General features: G+C 62.9%; 17 protein-coding genes. 10 read left to right on the top strand and 7 right to left on the bottom strand.

Translation table 11 applies throughout. The features are described from left to right. The first annotated feature begins 43 nt into the window (after positions 1-43). Both C4Q27_RS07880 and C4Q27_RS07875 read left to right on the top strand, forming a co-directional pair. Positions 44-349: a DUF6482 family protein gene (locus C4Q27_RS07880; protein WP_014589631.1), complete on the top strand. Its 306-nt coding sequence runs from the start codon at positions 44-46 to the stop codon at positions 347-349. Between the two features lie 85 nt (positions 350-434). Beyond that, complete coding sequence (locus tag C4Q27_RS07875; RefSeq protein ID WP_003247482.1) at positions 435-1,052, top strand: FKBP-type peptidyl-prolyl cis-trans isomerase; 618 nt, start codon at positions 435-437, stop codon at positions 1,050-1,052. 26 nt (positions 1,053-1,078) lie between these two features. Here C4Q27_RS07875 and C4Q27_RS07870 read toward each other — a convergent pair whose 3' ends face one another. The 3 genes from C4Q27_RS07870 to C4Q27_RS07860 form a co-directional block, all read right to left on the bottom strand. After that, on the bottom strand, positions 1,079-1,324 hold the full coding sequence (locus C4Q27_RS07870) for a hypothetical protein (protein ID WP_010951938.1): 246 nt from the start codon (positions 1,322-1,324) through the stop codon (positions 1,079-1,081). Positions 1,325-1,407: 83 nt separating this feature from the next. Next, the gene (locus C4Q27_RS07865) at positions 1,408-1,749 is read right to left on the bottom strand and encodes a zinc ribbon domain-containing protein YjdM (RefSeq protein WP_010951939.1); all 342 of its coding nucleotides are present in this window, start codon (positions 1,747-1,749) and stop codon (positions 1,408-1,410) included. A gap of 160 nt (positions 1,750-1,909) precedes the next feature. Continuing rightward, positions 1,910-2,878, bottom strand: coding sequence for a polyprenyl synthetase family protein (locus tag C4Q27_RS07860; RefSeq protein ID WP_010951940.1), 969 nt, complete (start codon positions 2,876-2,878; stop codon positions 1,910-1,912). A gap of 244 nt (positions 2,879-3,122) precedes the next feature. Here C4Q27_RS07860 and rplU point away from each other — a divergent pair, with 244 nt between their 5' ends. The 5 genes from rplU (at position 3,123) to C4Q27_RS07835 (ending at position 6,810) form a co-directional block, all read left to right on the top strand. After that, the gene (rplU, locus tag C4Q27_RS07855; RefSeq protein WP_003247466.1) at positions 3,123-3,437 is read left to right on the top strand and encodes a 50S ribosomal protein L21; all 315 of its coding nucleotides are present in this window, start codon (positions 3,123-3,125) and stop codon (positions 3,435-3,437) included. Positions 3,438-3,475: 38 nt separating this feature from the next. After that, complete coding sequence (rpmA, locus tag C4Q27_RS07850) at positions 3,476-3,733, top strand: 50S ribosomal protein L27 (protein ID WP_003247464.1); 258 nt, start codon at positions 3,476-3,478, stop codon at positions 3,731-3,733. 188 nt (positions 3,734-3,921) lie between these two features. Beyond that, positions 3,922-5,148: an Obg family GTPase CgtA gene (gene cgtA, locus C4Q27_RS07845; RefSeq protein ID WP_003247460.1), complete on the top strand. Its 1,227-nt coding sequence runs from the start codon at positions 3,922-3,924 to the stop codon at positions 5,146-5,148. Positions 5,149-5,233: 85 nt separating this feature from the next. Beyond that, complete coding sequence (gene proB, locus C4Q27_RS07840) at positions 5,234-6,352, top strand: glutamate 5-kinase (protein ID WP_003247458.1); 1,119 nt, start codon at positions 5,234-5,236, stop codon at positions 6,350-6,352. Beyond that, a complete protein-coding gene (locus C4Q27_RS07835; protein ID WP_010951941.1) occupies positions 6,349-6,810 on the top strand; it encodes a CreA family protein in 462 nt (153 codons plus the stop codon). Before proB ends, C4Q27_RS07835 begins: the two co-directional genes overlap by 4 nt. 390 nt (positions 6,811-7,200) lie before the next feature. Here C4Q27_RS07835 and mksF read toward each other — a convergent pair whose 3' ends face one another. From mksF to mksB, 3 genes are read right to left on the bottom strand one after another with little or no spacing between them, the layout of a single operon-like run. After that, on the bottom strand, positions 7,201-10,032 hold the full coding sequence (gene mksF, locus C4Q27_RS07820) for an Mks condensin complex protein MksF (protein ID WP_064491212.1): 2,832 nt from the start codon (positions 10,030-10,032) through the stop codon (positions 7,201-7,203). Beyond that, the gene (gene mksE / locus C4Q27_RS07815; RefSeq protein WP_003247452.1) at positions 10,029-10,736 is read right to left on the bottom strand and encodes an Mks condensin complex protein MksE; all 708 of its coding nucleotides are present in this window, start codon (positions 10,734-10,736) and stop codon (positions 10,029-10,031) included. The genes mksF and mksE overlap by 4 nt, the downstream gene beginning before the upstream one ends. Next, complete coding sequence (gene mksB, locus C4Q27_RS07810; protein ID WP_003247449.1) at positions 10,726-12,015, bottom strand: Mks condensin complex protein MksB; 1,290 nt, start codon at positions 12,013-12,015, stop codon at positions 10,726-10,728. Before mksB ends, mksE begins: the two co-directional genes overlap by 11 nt. A 211-nt stretch (positions 12,016-12,226) precedes the next feature. Here mksB and C4Q27_RS07805 point away from each other — a divergent pair, with 211 nt between their 5' ends. The 3 genes from C4Q27_RS07805 to C4Q27_RS07795 are packed head-to-tail and all read left to right on the top strand — an operon-like array spanning position 12,227 to position 14,097. Continuing rightward, positions 12,227-13,012: a hypothetical protein gene (locus C4Q27_RS07805; RefSeq protein ID WP_064491211.1), complete on the top strand. Its 786-nt coding sequence runs from the start codon at positions 12,227-12,229 to the stop codon at positions 13,010-13,012. Continuing rightward, on the top strand, positions 13,009-13,464 hold the full coding sequence (gene rimI / locus C4Q27_RS07800) for a ribosomal protein S18-alanine N-acetyltransferase (protein ID WP_004575708.1): 456 nt from the start codon (positions 13,009-13,011) through the stop codon (positions 13,462-13,464). Before C4Q27_RS07805 ends, rimI begins: the two co-directional genes overlap by 4 nt. 57 nt (positions 13,465-13,521) lie before the next feature. Next, positions 13,522-14,097: a D-Ala-D-Ala carboxypeptidase family metallohydrolase gene (locus C4Q27_RS07795; RefSeq protein WP_177409997.1), complete on the top strand. Its 576-nt coding sequence runs from the start codon at positions 13,522-13,524 to the stop codon at positions 14,095-14,097. On the opposite strand, the gene C4Q27_RS07790 is transcribed toward C4Q27_RS07795, so the two are convergent. After that, positions 14,037-14,954 (bottom strand): LysR substrate-binding domain-containing protein, encoded by a 918-nt coding sequence (locus C4Q27_RS07790; protein WP_104886697.1) that lies wholly within the window; start codon positions 14,952-14,954, stop codon positions 14,037-14,039. The two genes, C4Q27_RS07795 and C4Q27_RS07790, sit on opposite strands and share 61 nt — an antisense overlap. Positions 14,955-15,094 lie beyond the last annotated feature (140 nt).

Below are 15,094 nucleotides of genomic sequence, written 5' to 3'. Positions count from 1 at the left end.
AAAAATGAGCTCTCATGCGTGGTTCCCATCGCGAGGTGCTCTCATGAACCTGCATCAGCTCAATACCGAGGCCAGGGCTGGCCATGTCGACGAACTGAACCTGATCGCCATCGAAGGCGGTGACTACCTGCTCGAGGCCCGGGTCAAAGGCCATCCTCACCCCCTGTCCGATACCCGTGGTGAACGCTTGCGCGTGCACTCGGTGGAGGATGCGCGCAAGTTGCTGCAAACCATCCCCATGGTCTCGATGAACCTGGTGCACTGGTCGGTGCAGGACGAAATGTGCGGCATGGGTACGCACCCGGAAGAAGACCTGAAGGTGCCGATTTCCCAGCGTTCGGCCTGGTAGCTGCTCGCAGCGCCCCAGTGTGCTAGGCTGCTCGCCCTTTTTATCAAGGGCGCGGCTGCATTGCGCCCTGCAGTGGAGCACGACAATGTCCGAACTCAACCTGTCTACCGACGAAACGCGCGTCAGCTACGGTATCGGCCGTCAGCTGGGCGGCCAGCTGCGCGACAACCCGCCACCAGGCGTTAGCCTGGAAGCCATCCTGGCCGGCCTGACCGACGCCTTCAACGGTGCCGACAGCCGTGTCAGCGAAGCCGACCTGTCGGCCAGCTTCAAGGTCATCCGCGAGGTGATGCAAGCCGAAGCTGCAGCCAAGGCCGAAGCCGCTGCTGCTGCTGGCAAGGAGTTCCTGGTCGAGAACGCCAAGCGTGAAGGTATCACCACGCTGGCTTCGGGCTTGCAGTTCGAAGTGCTGACCGCTGGTGAAGGCGCCAAGCCGACCCGCGAAGACAACGTGCGTACGCACTACCACGGCACCCTGATCGACGGCACCGTGTTCGACAGCTCCTACGAGCGTGGCCAGCCGGCTGAATTCCCGGTAGGCGGCGTGATCGCTGGCTGGACCGAAGCCCTGCAGCTGATGAACGCTGGCAGCAAATGGCGCCTGTACGTGCCAAGCGAGCTGGCTTACGGCGCCCAAGGCGTTGGCAGCATCCCGCCGCACAGCGTTCTGGTGTTCGACGTCGAGCTGCTCGACGTTCTGTAATGCCCTGGAGGCCGGCCCTGCCGGCCTCAATTCCAGTCTGTCCCCCCAGGGCGCAATGCCCGCGCATAGCAGAATAGAAACAGATTCCGTACCAGTTCCTTGAGCACCCCCGGTTCACTCGAATTCAGCCCGCTCATGTCCAGGTCACCTTGGTCACGCAGTTCGTCGAGGGCTTCTTCTTCAAGCACCGCGCACACTTCGCCGGTTTCCCGATGAAGAATGCGCAGGTAGGGGTGAGGGCGTTCCAGCCAGGCGTCGATCAGATAAGTCATGGCTATTCTCCTTGGACGGCAATTCCAATGAGAATAATTCCTATTACCAGAATAGCAAGCGCCAATTGGCGTTTTTTGCCTGATCAGACTTTGCGGACGAACTCGGACTTCAGCTTCATGGCGCCGATGCCGTCGATTTTGCAGTCGATGTCGTGGTCGCCGTCGCACAGGCGGATGTTCTTGACCTTGGTGCCAACCTTGACCACCAGGGACGAACCCTTGACCTTGAGGTCCTTGATCACAGTGACGGTGTCACCGTCTTGCAGGATGTTGCCGACCGAATCTTTCTTCACCACATCGTCGCTGGCCGCCTCGGCATCGCCGCTGGCCGACCACTCATGGGCGCATTCAGGGCAGATAAGCTGAGTGCCATCCTCATAGGTGTATTCGGAGTTGCATTTCGGGCAGGGTGGCAGAGTGCTCACTTCGGTTCCTCAAACAAACAGACGGGCGGTTAAAAGCCCACATTGTAAAAGGTATTTTTCCGGAAGTGATTATGTCCGGACAAAAAGCACCACGGGCAAGCGCGCTCCCCACAGATGGTGCAGGAGCGGGCTTGCCCGCGAATGAAGTCGACTCGGTCTGTCAGTGCGTACGCGCGACCGCAAACTCGCTCAGTTCAACCAGCGCATCCCGGTATTCACTGGCAGGCAGCACTTCGAGGCAGGCGATGGCGCGTTTCACGTAATCGCGCGCCAGCTCGGCGGTGTATTTCAGTGCGCCCGATTCTTCGACCGCAACGCGAATCTGTTCCAGATCTTCCAGGCCACCCTTCTGGATCGCCTGGCGTACCAGCGCCGCCTGCTCGGCAGTGCCTTCGCGCATGGTGTAGATCAGCGGCAGGGTAGGTTTGCCTTCGGCCAGGTCGTCACCGACGTTCTTGCCCAGGGTCTGCGAGTCACCCTTGTAGTCCAGCAGGTCGTCGACCAGCTGGAAGGCCACGCCCAGATGGTCGCCAAAGGTACGCAGGGCTTCGCGCTGCTCGTCGGTGGCCTGGGCCAGCGCCGCAGCACTGTGGGTAGAAGCTTCGAACAGCATCGCCGTCTTGCCGCGAATGACCTCCATGTAGACTTCCTCGGTGGTGCTGGCGTCGCGTACGCGCGACAGTTGCAGCACTTCACCTTCGGCAATCACCCGGGTGGCCTTGGACAGGATCTGCATGACCGGCATCGAGCCCAGCTCGACCATCATTTCGAACGAGCGCGAATAAAGGAAGTCGCCCACCAGTACGCTCGGCGCGTTGCCCCACAGGGCATTGGCGGTAGAGCGGCCACGGCGCATGCCGGACATGTCGACCACGTCGTCGTGCAGCAGGGTGGCGGTGTGCAGGAATTCGATGGTGGCGGCCAGCAGGCGCAGGTCGTCGCCTTCGCGGCCCAGGGCCTTGCCACACAGCAGTACCAGCAGGGGACGCAGGCGCTTGCCACCGGCGGACGTGATATAGTCGCCGATCTTCGATACCAGCGGCACGCGCGAGGTCAGCTGCTTCTTGATGATCTCGTCGACGGCGCTGAAATCATCAGCCACCGCGCGGTAGAAGGTTTGGGGTTGCATCGGCTGCTCCAGTGAGGTTGCGCGGCATGCTAGGTCGCGGGTCCCGGTGTGTCAAGGCGCGGTGCCCGCAGGCCGGGGGCGGCACTTGCAAGCAAAACCGCGGTTGCGTACAATCGCGCACCCTAACTTCCTGGGCAGCACCTGCCTTACGCAATTGCGCCGGGCCGTTCCAGCCCTGTGCAGCCATGCCAGCCAATACTCATCATATAAAGCGCTGGGTGAGCAGGATTATCGGAGAAATACCATGTCTTACGCAGTAATCGTTACCGGCGGCAAGCAGTACAAAGTCGCTGAAGGTGAATTCCTCAAGATCGAAAAACTGGAAGTCGCCACTGGCGAATCCGTGACCTTCGATCGCGTTCTGCTGGTCGCCAACGGTGAAGAAGTCACCATCGGTGCTCCAGTTGTTGCTGGCGCTAAAGTAGTGGCCGAAGTCGTTTCGCAAGGCCGCCACGACAAGGTTCGCATCATCAAGTTCCGTCGTCGTAAGCACCACATGAAGCGTATGGGCCACCGCCAGTGGTTCACCGAGATCAAAATCACCGGCATCCAGGCTTAATCCCCTAGATCCCCTGAATTTATTTGGAGAATTGAACCATGGCTCACAAGAAGGCTGGTGGTAGTACTCGTAACGGTCGCGACTCAGAATCGAAACGCCTTGGCGTGAAGATGTATGGCGGCCAGGTTATCAAGCCAGGCAACATCATCGTCCGTCAGCGCGGTACCGAATTCCACGCTGGCTACGGCGTTGGCATGGGCAAGGACCACACCTTGTTCGCCAAGATCGAAGGCGTGATCAAGTTCGAGAAGAAAGGCGAGTTCATGCGCCGTTACGTGAGCATCGTCGCCGCTTAATCGCGACGTCGCTCCAGAAGCCCCGTCATGCGACGGGGCTTTTTCGTTTGTGGTGAGCCTCTTGCAAAGCTGTTTGTCTGGGTTGCCGGCGTTGGTTTCTACGGTCGTACGGGGCCGCCGCGCTCATTTTTGCAAGAGCCTCATGTTTTTGAGTCATTCAGCTCGTCTGCCGACGAGAGGCGGTTTTAATGAAGTTTGTTGACGAAGTATCCATTCGGGTCAAGGCCGGTGACGGTGGCAACGGTTGCATGAGCTTCCGTCGCGAGAAGTTCATCGAGAACGGCGGCCCTAACGGCGGTGACGGTGGTGACGGCGGCTCGGTGTACATGATTGCCGACGAAAACCTGAACACCCTGGTCGACTACCGCTACACCCGTCACCATGAAGCCCAGCGTGGCTCCAACGGCGGTAGCACCGACTGCACCGGCAAGAAGGGTGAAGACCTGTTCCTGCGCGTGCCGGTCGGCACCACCGTGATCGATGCTTCCACGCAGGAAGTGATCGGTGACCTGGTCACCCCCGGCCAGAAGCTGATGGTCGCGCAAGGTGGCTGGCACGGGCTGGGCAACACCCGTTTCAAGTCGAGCACCAACCGTGCACCGCGCCAGACCACCCCAGGCAAACCGGGTGAGCAGCGTGACCTGAAGATGGAAATGAAGGTGTTGGCCGACGTCGGCCTGCTGGGCTTGCCGAACGCCGGCAAGAGTACCTTCATCCGTTCGGTCTCGGCCGCCAAGCCGAAAGTCGCCGACTACCCGTTCACTACCCTGGTGCCAAACCTGGGCGTGGTCAGCGTTGACCGCTGGAAGAGCTTCGTCATCGCCGACATCCCCGGCCTGATCGAAGGCGCTTCCGAAGGTGCCGGCCTGGGTATCCGCTTCCTCAAGCACCTGGCGCGTACGCGCGTGCTGCTGCACCTGGTGGACATCGCGCCGCTGGACGAAAGCAGCCCGGCCGATGCCGCCGAAGTCATCGTCAACGAGCTGACCCGCTTCAGCCCGTCGCTGGCCGAGCGTGAGCGCTGGCTGGTGCTGAACAAGGCCGATATGGTCATGGACGACGAGCGCGACGAGCGTGTGCAGGAAGTGATCGACCGTCTGGAGTGGGAAGGGCCGGTCTACGTGATCTCGGCTATTTCCAAGCAGGGCACCGACAAGCTCAGCCACGACCTGATGCGTTACCTCGAAGACCGCGCCGACCGCCTGGCCAACGACCCGGCCTACGCCGAAGAGCTGGCCGACCTTGACCAGCGTATCGAAGACGAAGCCCGTGCCCAGCTGCAGGCCCTGGACGACGCCCGTACCCTGCGTCGTACCGGCGTCAAGAGCGTGCATGACATCGGCGACGACGATGGTTGGGACGATGATTTCGAGGACGACGAAGACGGTCCGGAAATCATTTACGTGCGCGACTGATCGGTTGCAGTACACTAAACGCCGCTCTCTGGAGCGGCGTTTTTGTATCCACGGTATCTACAGATTCGACATAGGTTGGAAGAAGATGCGAAGCAAGGTGACGGGCGCCAAGCGCTGGGTCGTTAAGATTGGCAGTGCTCTGCTGACCGCCGATGGCAAGGGCCTCGACCGCGGTGCAATGGCCGTTTGGGTCGAGCAGATGGTCGCGCTGCGTGAGGCAGGCGTGGAGTTGGTACTGGTCTCCTCCGGGGCCGTGGCTGCCGGCATGAGCCAGCTGGGCTGGACCAAGCGACCGAGTGCGATGAACGAGCTGCAGGCGGCTGCCTCGCTCGGCCAGATGCGTCTGGTGCAGGCCTGGGAGTCGAGCTTCGGGGAGCACGGGAAGCACACCGCGCAGATCCTGTTGACCCATGACGACCTGTCCGACCGCAAGCGTTACCTGAATGCCCGCAGCACCCTGCGCACCTTGGTCGATCTGGGCGTGGTGCCGGTGATCAACGAAAACGACACCGTGGTCACCGACGAGATCCGCTTCGGCGACAACGACACCCTGGCGGCGCTGGTGGCCAACCTGGTCGAGGCCGACCTGCTGGTGATCCTCACCGACCGCGATGGTATGTTCGATGCCGACCCGCGCAACAACCCCGAAGCGCAGTTGATCTACGAAGCCCGCGCCGACGACCCCTCACTGGATGCCGTGGCCGGTGGTACCGGTGGTGCCCTGGGCCGTGGCGGCATGCAGACCAAGCTGCGTGCGGCGCGCCTGGCTGCCCGTTCCGGTGCTCACACCATCATTATCGGTGGCCGCATCGAGCGCGTGCTGGACCGCCTGAAGGCGGGCGAGCGCCTGGGCACCTTGCTGTCGCCCGAGCGCGGCATGCTCGCGGCGCGCAAGCAGTGGTTGGCCGGTCACCTGCAAACCCGTGGCACCCTGGTGCTGGATGCTGGTGCCGTGCAAGCGCTGCGTCAGGCCAACAAGAGCTTGCTGCCGGTTGGCGTGAAGACTGTGCAGGGCAGCTTCCGTCGTGGCGAGATGGTGGTGTGCGTCGGCCCGGACGGTGTTGAAGTGGCTCGCGGCCTGGCCAACTACAGCGCCCTGGAGGCGCAGAAGATCATTGGTCAGTCGTCCGAAGCCATCGAGTCGATCCTTGGCTATAGCGCCGAGCCGGAACTTGTACACCGCGACAACCTGGTGCTGGTATGAGCCTGCTGAAGAACGTAATCGCTGTGGCAGCGTGCGTGCTGCCGATGTTGGCCGGCGCCGAAGAGGTCGGCCAGGTGTCCACCGTGTTCAAGTTCGTCGGGCCGAACGACCGCATTGTGGTCGAGGCCTTCGACGACCCTAAGGTAGAGGGCGTGACGTGCTACCTGTCCCGGGCCAAGACTGGCGGGGTGAAGGGGGGCTTGGGGCTGGCCGAGGACCGGGCGGAGGCATCGATTGCCTGTCGTCAGGTCGGGCCGATCAACTTCAAGGGTGAGCTCAAGGATGGCGAGGAAGTGTTCAAGGAACGCACCTCGCTGGTGTTCAAGACCATGCAGGTGGTGCGTTTTCTCGACAAGAAGCGCAACACGCTGGTGTACCTGGTGTACAGCGACCGCATGATCGAAGGCAGCCCGCAGAATGCGGTGACTGCCATTCCGATCCTGCCTTGGGCTCATTGATAGCCCGCTCCTGCATACGCATCGGTGGTTGGGCGCAGGTCGTCGTAGGAGCGGGTTCACCCGCGAAAGGGCCGGACCTGCTGGCCAATTTCCACCCGCCGTTCATCGTTGCCGCCGCCACCGTATTCGCGGGTAAACCCGCTCCTACATACGCATCGGTGGTTGGGCGCAGGTCGTCGTAAGAGCGGGTTCACCCGCGAAAGGGCCGGACCTGCTGGCCAATTTCCACCCGCCGTTCACCGTTGCCGCCGCCACCGTATTCGCGGGTAAACCCGCTCCTACATACGCTCGGTGGTTGGACGCAGGCCGTCGTACGCATCGGTGACTGGACACAGGCCGCCGTAGGAGCGGGTTCACCCGCGAATGGGCCGCAACGCGGCCCCGGCTATCTCAGGCCAGTTCCTCGGCCTGATCCTCACGCACAACCGCTTTCACTTCATCCAGCCGGCTGATGAACTTCCAGTCCGCCTCGTCGATGTAGATGCCGTTCGGCCCGCTGCCACCTTCCAGGTCGATCGCAACGTGCGCCGAGACCTGTGGTTTCACACTCGCCAGGATCGGCACGAAGCCCAGTTGCTGGCTGGTCTCCAGCAGTGCCGCCTGGTTGCGTTCGTCGATGTCTGCCGCTTCGTCCAGGTAGTACGGCAGGCGAATGCGCCCGGCCAGGTCACGGTCCATCAGGTGCAGCAACAGGTACATGTTGGTCAGCGCCTTGATGGTCATGGTGGTGCCGTTGGACGCCGCACCGTCGATGTCGGCGTGGATGATCGGCTGGCCATTGACCTTGGTGATCTCGAACGCCAGCTCGAACAGGTCCTTCAGGCCCAGCTGGTTGTGGTTGGCCGCCACCAGCCGTGCCAGGTACTCCTTGGCCTCTTCGTTCTTGTTGTCCTGATCGGCACTCTGGGTCAGGTCGAAGACCGACAGGGTTTCGCCTTCTTCGTACTGGCCGGCACTGTGGATAATCTGGTCGATGTGCTTGAGCGCTTCCTTGTTCGGCGCCAGTACCACGCGGAAGCTTTCCAGGTTGGAAACCTGGCGCTTGTTGATCTCGCGGTTGAACAGGGCCAGCTGGTGCTCGAGGCTGTCGTAGTCGCTGCGGATGTTGCGCAGGGTTCGGGCGATGTCGGTGACCGCAGCGCGGCGTGCCTTGGCCAAGGTCAGGGCTTCGTCGGTACGGTGCGCGTAGGCGTTCACCAGCAGTTGCAGACGGCGTTCCATGTCGTCTTCGCTGTCGAACTTGGCAACGCCTTTCAGGCGCACCTGGGCGTACAGCGCCTCGATCTGGTTGTCCACCCGCTGAAGGCTTTGCCAGCTGTCCTGGTAATCATTGAGCAGCGGCAGCAGGTTGTCCATCGAGTCGTCGATGGCTTCCATGTATGGCGTGCCGTAGGGCAGGTCGGCCGGCAACAGCTGGCGACGGCGCAGGGCGTCTTCCAGGGTGCGCTGCTTGGACTCGAGGTCGCCGAGCTGGCGGCCGACCAGTTGCAACTTGGCTGACAGCTGCTGGACGCGCTCGGTGAAGGCGTCGCTGGAGCGCTTGAGTTCGTCCTGGGCCGCTTCCAGCTGCGAGAGCTGTTCCAGCTTCTCGGGCTCTTCGGCGGTGAGGGTTTGGCTACGGCGGAAGTCTTCCAGCGCCTTCTGCGCGTCCAGCACTTCCTGGTACAGGGTTTCGGTCTGCGCTTTGGACGCGGAGCGGTCGGCGGCCACGGCCTGCTGGGTCTTGAGCTGCTTGAGTTCTTTTTCCAGGCGCTCTTTCTGGTCGCGCAGGGCGGCGCGGTCGGCCAGGGCCTGCAGGGCCGGTGGGTCGATGTGGGTCAGGTCAATGGCCAGGCCCGGGGCCTCGAAGCGCTCGCCCTTGAAGCCGTCGAGCACCGCTTCCAGCGATTTTACCCACAGGTCGCTGTCGTCCAGCTCGATACCGCGGTCGCCCAGCGGCAGGCTGAACAGCGCGCCGTTGAACAGGCGCATCAGGCGGTCGACGTCCTGCTGCGAGAACTCTTCGCGCAGGCGGGCATAGCTGTTGTTGTCAGCGTGATCCAGCTGCTGCTTGACCTGCTTCAGGCGTTTTTCCAGGTCGCGTACGCGCTCGTCGAGGTCTTCGGCACTGAACTGCCGTGACTGGGCCAGCGCGCCGGCCAGCTCGTCGTGGGCGTCTTTGGCCGCCAGCAGTTGCTGCTCCAGTACCTTGACGTCATCGACCAGCGCAAAGCGGTGCTTGAGCACCGACAGCTCGCCTAGCCAGCGCTGGATACCGGTAATTTCACGCTCCAGGCGCATCAGCTCCTGGGTGCCGCCACGCTGGTCGTTCTGCAGGCGGTCCTGCTCGCCACGGTAGTGCTCGGACTGGATGACCAGCTCTTCCTTGCGCGCCATGGCGTATTCCTGCCAGGTGCCCAGCAGGGTGTCGAGCACAGGCGAAATGCGGTGCAGCTTGCCACGCAGGATATCGCGCTGGGCCACGCCACCGGCCAGGGCCTCGACCAACGGGCCGGCAGCGACCAGGGCGTTGTAGTCCTGCTCCATGCGGCGTACGTCGCGGAAGGCTTCCTCGCACGCAGCGATGTAGTCGACGCTGCCCGAGCGCAGGCTGTGCTCGAAGGCGTCGAGGAACAGTTGCTTGAGCTTGGCGGCGGTGATCTCACGCATGTGCAGCAGGTTGATGAACAGCGCGCGGAAGGTTTTCAGGCTTTGCTCGCTGGTGGAGCGCAGCGGGATCATGGTCAGGTCCAGCGGCACCGAAGTGTGTCCGCCCACCAGCAGCCGGCGCAGTTCGTCCGGCTTCAGCTCGTAAGCCTTGATCCCCAGGCGCTCAAGGTTGGTGAACAGCTCTTTCTGACGCAGGCAGGTGTCGTTCTTCTGGTAGTGGGCCAGGTCCAGCTCGCCTTTGTAGGCGAAGAACTGGTGGCCGAAACCCCCACCCGGGCCGCGCCCGACCACACCGATCACGTGCGGGCCGTGGGGCAGGCTCAGTTCGCAAAGAATGTACGAGGTGTCGCTGGCGAAGTAGAAACGGCGCGATTGCTCAAGGCTGTACTTGCCGAAACTCATGTCCGACATGCGTGCCAGGATCGGGAACTGCAGGGCATTGATCGATGCCGATTTACCCAAGTTGTTGGCGCCGTATACCGACAGCGGGTGCTCCAGCGGGAACAGGCCAAGGCTGTAGCCGGCGGTGTTGAGCAATGCGAAGCGGCGGATGCCGTAGCGTTCCTGGCTCATGCGTCAATCTCCTGTTGCTCTTCGCGGATGGCCCGGGCCAGGGCGTCCTCTTCGCTTTCCTCGCCCTGGAAAGGCGTGAGGTCGAGCGGGTCGTCGGTACGGTTGAGTTCTTCGGCGCTTTCTTCCTCGACCAGTACCGGGGTCGGCAGCGGCAGGGCGCTGTGCAGGGTGGCGGCCAGGTCGCGGTCCTGCTGCACCGACAGGCACACATCGAGGAAGCGGTGCATGGGCGGCAGGAAGCGGTAGATGCCGCCTTCCTCATGGGCGAAGCCGAGCTGGGTCATGCGCCGCAGGATTTTTTCTTCCAGCTCGTCCACGGTCTGCACTTCGGCCTGCAGGAACAGGTCGCGGTACTTGTCCAGCAGCGAGGGCAGTTCGTCGCGGCCGATGCTGCCACCGTCGAGCACGGCCATCGGGTCGCGGCCCTGGTCAGCAAGGTGCTCGACCAGGATGAAGGTGAACAGCGACAGGCGCTGCGCGGTCTTGTTGACCTGCGCGGCGGTCATGTCCGGCACGAAGTAGTAGAAACCACGGGTATCGCACACCAGTTCGAAGCCCAGGGCCTTGAACAGGGTGCGGTACTGGTCCTGGAAGTTCGACAGCTGGGCGTACAGCTCAGGGTCGCGCCGGCTGACGTGGAAGCCTTTGAACAGCTCGCGGAAGATCGGCGCGAGCTGGGACAGTTCGGAAAGATCAAGATGCATGGGCTGGGCTCGCGTTGGGTTCGGTAGGCGCGCTGGGGGCGTCTTCGCGGCTGGAGGTCAGGGCGAACGAATGCAGGCTGACCAAATGTTCCTGGGTGGTGTATTCGCGGCGGTCGAGGCGTTCGCGCTTGAAGCGCTTTTCCCGCGACAGGCGCGAGAACCAGTACAGTAGCTCGTCGGTGGCGCCTTCGGGCTCCTGCTCCAGCAGCCAGACCATCAAGTCGGGCAGTGGCAGGGCCTGTTCGCAGCGTTCGGCCATTTCCTTGACCGTGCGCGGGGCGCGGGGCAGGGCGCCGGACTGGGTCTTGTGGGCTTTGGGGAAGCGCGCCGGTTTGGGCTCGAAGCGGGCCAGTGCGTAAACGTAGGCCTCGACCTGGCTGGCACTGCCAAGGAAGGTGCTTTGCGGGCGGGTGAACATCGGCATGGCCGCCTGCGGCACGGCATCGATGCCCTTGCGCCGGATCACCGACAGGGCCAGTGCAGCGCCGCGGGTCACGGCGTTGTGGCGGCGGGCTTCTTCGCGCAGCGGCAGCAGCAGTTCGCGGGCGTGGCGCAGGGTCAACTGGGCGCTGGTCTGCATTTCCAGAATGCGCGCGTGGGTGCGCAGCAGCATGTCGTCGTCGACCAGGTGGCCCAGGCGCGCCTGTTCGCCCAGCAGTTTCAGCAGCACGGTCTCGACCTTGCGTACACCCTGCTCGAAGGCGCCGTCGGCGTTGACCAGCTGGATCATCGGCTCGACGTATTCGTCCCAGGTGGCCAGCACTTCGGCATAACGCTGACGCAGCGGAATCTGGCGGTTGCTGGTCTTGGCCCGTTCGGCCACGGCCACCAGTGCCTGCTCGTCGTTGTCGAGTTTTTTCAGCACATCGCGCACGCGCATGTCGAGCAGGCGCAACTGGCGTGCCAGGTCGTCACTGTCGCGGTTGTCGAAGGCATCCTGGATGTGCCCGGCCAGGCGCTCCAGGTGGCGCAAGTAGGCTTCGATCTCCAGGCACAGGCCCAGCCGGTGTTCGCGGCGCAGGTAGGCGAGGAAGTCGTGGATCTGCGCGTTGAGCTCGAAACGGTTCGGGCTCTTGGCCACCGGGACCAGGATATCCAGGCGGATCCACACGTCGAGTAGCTGGGTGATGTCCTGCGGGGTGCTTTCGAGCTGCTGGCGGGCCACATGCTGGCGCAGTTCGACCAGGCTCAGGGTGCCCTGGTCGAAACGCTCGCACAGCGGCTCGATCAGGGCCCAGTGTTCGGCTAGGGCGCGCAGGACGCGCTTGGGTTCGATCATTGGCTTCGACTCGTTGCCAAGAAAAAGGGGGCGATTGTACTGCATTCGCGGGGGTGGTTTTTACCCCTTGGTCTGTAATGAGAGATAACCATGGGATGTGCAGGTGTAAGGCGTTGTTCATGTGACGGCGCTCGGTCTGATAGGCGCTGCAAAAACCACGGCGTACACGTTAGAATGCCCAATTGCCTTCACCCCCTCGGATATCCGCCCCTTGCTGACCGAACCCCGTCGCCGCGCCTACCTTTCCGCCATGCAAGTGGTGCACTGGCTGCCGCGCGCCGAGCTGCCGTTCGCCGCACCGTCGCGGCCCGAGCTGCTGCTGCCGGTTGTGCCAGTCGAGGACATCGATTTTGAGGTCAGGCCGGCATCGGTAACCAGCGAAGCGCCTGTCACCCCCCAGGCTCGCTCCGGCGAGCGGCCGAAAATCGAGATCCCGCGCCCGGGCAGTGTGTCTAAACCCGCCGTCAAGCCTGTCGAGGCACAAGAGCAGCCCGCTGCTCCGCGCCCGGCGCCGGTGCCGCCACCGCGCTTTTCGCTGCAGTTGTTGCGCGCCGGCAGTTGCCTGCTGCTGGTTGAACTGGCCACCGGTCAGCCGTTCCAGAGCCGCGATCCCTCCTATCTGCTGCTCAAGGACATGCTGCGCGCCGCTGGCCTGCCCGATGCCCCGCAGATCATCGGCGAGCCGGTGCGCTGGCCACTGCTGGTGCGCGGCAACATGGACCAGGGGCCGGAGGCTGCGCGCGATTTCGTCCAGGGCTTCGTTCAGGCGCGCCTGGAAGACGCCCCGTGTACCTGTCTGTGGCTGGTCGGCCTGCCGGCACTGCGTTTTGCCGCCAATGCCGACGCCGATGCCTATTACCAAACCCTGACGCTCGACAGCCTGGGCGACGCCTGGGCATTGCCGGGCCTTGAACTGTTGATGGACGAGCCGCAACGCAAGGCGGACGTCTGGAAAGCCATGCGCCAGCTGATGGCGCGCTGGAAGAGCGTTGAATGAGTGACTCGATCAGCTTCCGCCCGATGACCGAGGCGGATCTGGATGCCGTACTTAAGATCGAATATGCCGCATTCAGTCACCCCTGGACCCGTGGAATCTTTCAGGATGCGCTCAAGTCGTACGAAGTCTGGCTGATGTTCGATGGCCAGCAGCAAGTGGGCCATGGGGTGATCAACGTGATCATCGATGAAGCGCACCTGCTCAACATCACCGTAAAACCGGAAAACCAAGGCTGCGGCCTGGGCCTGCGCCTACTTGAGCACCTGATGGCCCGGGCCTATCAGCTCAATGGCCGCGAATGCTTTCTGGAAGTGCGCGCCAGCAACCAGTCGGCCTATCGTTTGTACGAGCGTTACGGTTTCAACGAAATTGGCCGCCGCCGCGACTATTATCCGATTGCCGGCGGCCGTGAAGACGCCCTGGTGATGGCCTGTACCCTGTTCGAAGACTGACTTTGCAGGGGCGTACCCAGGCGCGCAGGCTTTGTTCTCGGCAGGGACGGATAAAGAATGAGACAACTGCTTTTGGCAGCGAGCCTGTGTATCGCAAGCGCTACTCACGCTGACGAGCGCGACGTGTGGATGTTCGCCCAGTGGGCGGGTGATCATCAAACCCGCCCTTTCCGTGAAATGCTGGTAGATGCCCGGCTTTACGGTGTAGTGCCAATTCACCAGTTGCTGCGCTCGGCATCGGACTGGAAACTGTGCCACGCATCGCCTTTCGCCGTACCACCCCCCGGCAATTGGGCCGCTGTGCGTTCGACCCTCGCGTTGATCAAGGCACTCGACGATCAAGGCATCCTGCGCCAGTTCGAGGTGGTTTCGGCCTACCGTGAGCCGCGCCTGAACGCCTGTGCGGGCGGGGCGGCCAACAGTGCGCATACCCGCGCTTTCGCCGTCGATATACTGCTGCCGGCCTGGGCCGACCCCAATCCGCTGTGCCGTTTCTGGCAGCAACACGGCCAAGCCTGGAACATGGGGCTGGGCCGCTACCCATCAGGCCGTATCCATTTGGATACCGCCGGTTATCGCACCTGGGGTGGTGATGGCGGTGCGGGGGCGTCGTTTTGCGTCAAACCCAAATGAGTCAGGCAACCCCGGCATTCGTCCATTAGCCACTCGGCGAAGCGCTGGCGCTTGCCGCTGTCGGCCAGAGGCTGCGGGCTGAGCAGGTGGTAGGCCGAGCCATCGCGCACAAAACCGAACGGCGCCTGCAGCTGCCCGCTGTCGAGTTCGTCGCGCACCATCAGGGCTGAGGCAATGGCCAGGCCCAGTCCGGCGCTGGCGGCCTGAATCGACAGGTAGAAATGTTCGTAGTCGCTGCGTTCGCAGTGCCCCGCCTGCTGGCCGCTCAGGCGCAGCCAGGTGGGCCAGGCAGCAGGGCGTGTGGTGCTGTGCAGCAGCCGTTGGCCATCGAGTCTGGCGCTGGCGGCGGGGTGGCACACCGGGCCGATCCATTCATCGCAGATTTTCTGGCTGTACAGCTGGTTGTCCCAGTGGAAGTCGTCGCGGCGAATTGCCAGGTCGACACCGCTGCGCGCGAAGTCCAGCGGGCCGCCTGCGGCTACCAGGTGCAACTGAAGGTCGGGGTGGGTGGCATGGAAGCGCGGCAGGCGCGGGATCAGCCAGCGCATGGCGATGGTCGGCTCGCAAGACAGCACCAGCACATTGTCGCGGACCTGGTGTTGCAAACGCTGCACGGCGCCTTCGAGTTGTTCGAAGATCGCCTGGGTGGTGCTTTGCAGGGCACGACCGGCGGTGGTGAGGAAAATGGCCCGGTTGCGGCGTTCGAACAGTTCCACGCCAAGGCTTTCTTCCAGCAGGCGTATTTGGCGGCTGACCGCGCCGTGAGTGACGTGCAAGTGCTCGGCGGCGCGCACGAAGCTCTCGGTCTGGGCGGCAATGTCGAAGTAGCGGAAGGCGTTGAGTGGCGGCAGTTTCATGATATCCCTGTTCAGCTGTGCCGGCCTCTTCGCGGGTAAACCCGCTCCTACATGGCCACATATTTCCCTGTAGGGGCGGGTTTACCCGCGAAGAGGCCAAGGCAGGCTGTACATATCTGTGAGCAAAACTATCAGATTCA

This window comes from Pseudomonas sp. SWI36 (assembly GCF_002948105.1).
GTDB lineage: Bacteria > Pseudomonadota > Gammaproteobacteria > Pseudomonadales > Pseudomonadaceae > Aquipseudomonas > Aquipseudomonas alloputida.
This window is presented reverse-complemented; position numbering and strand designations above follow the sequence as displayed.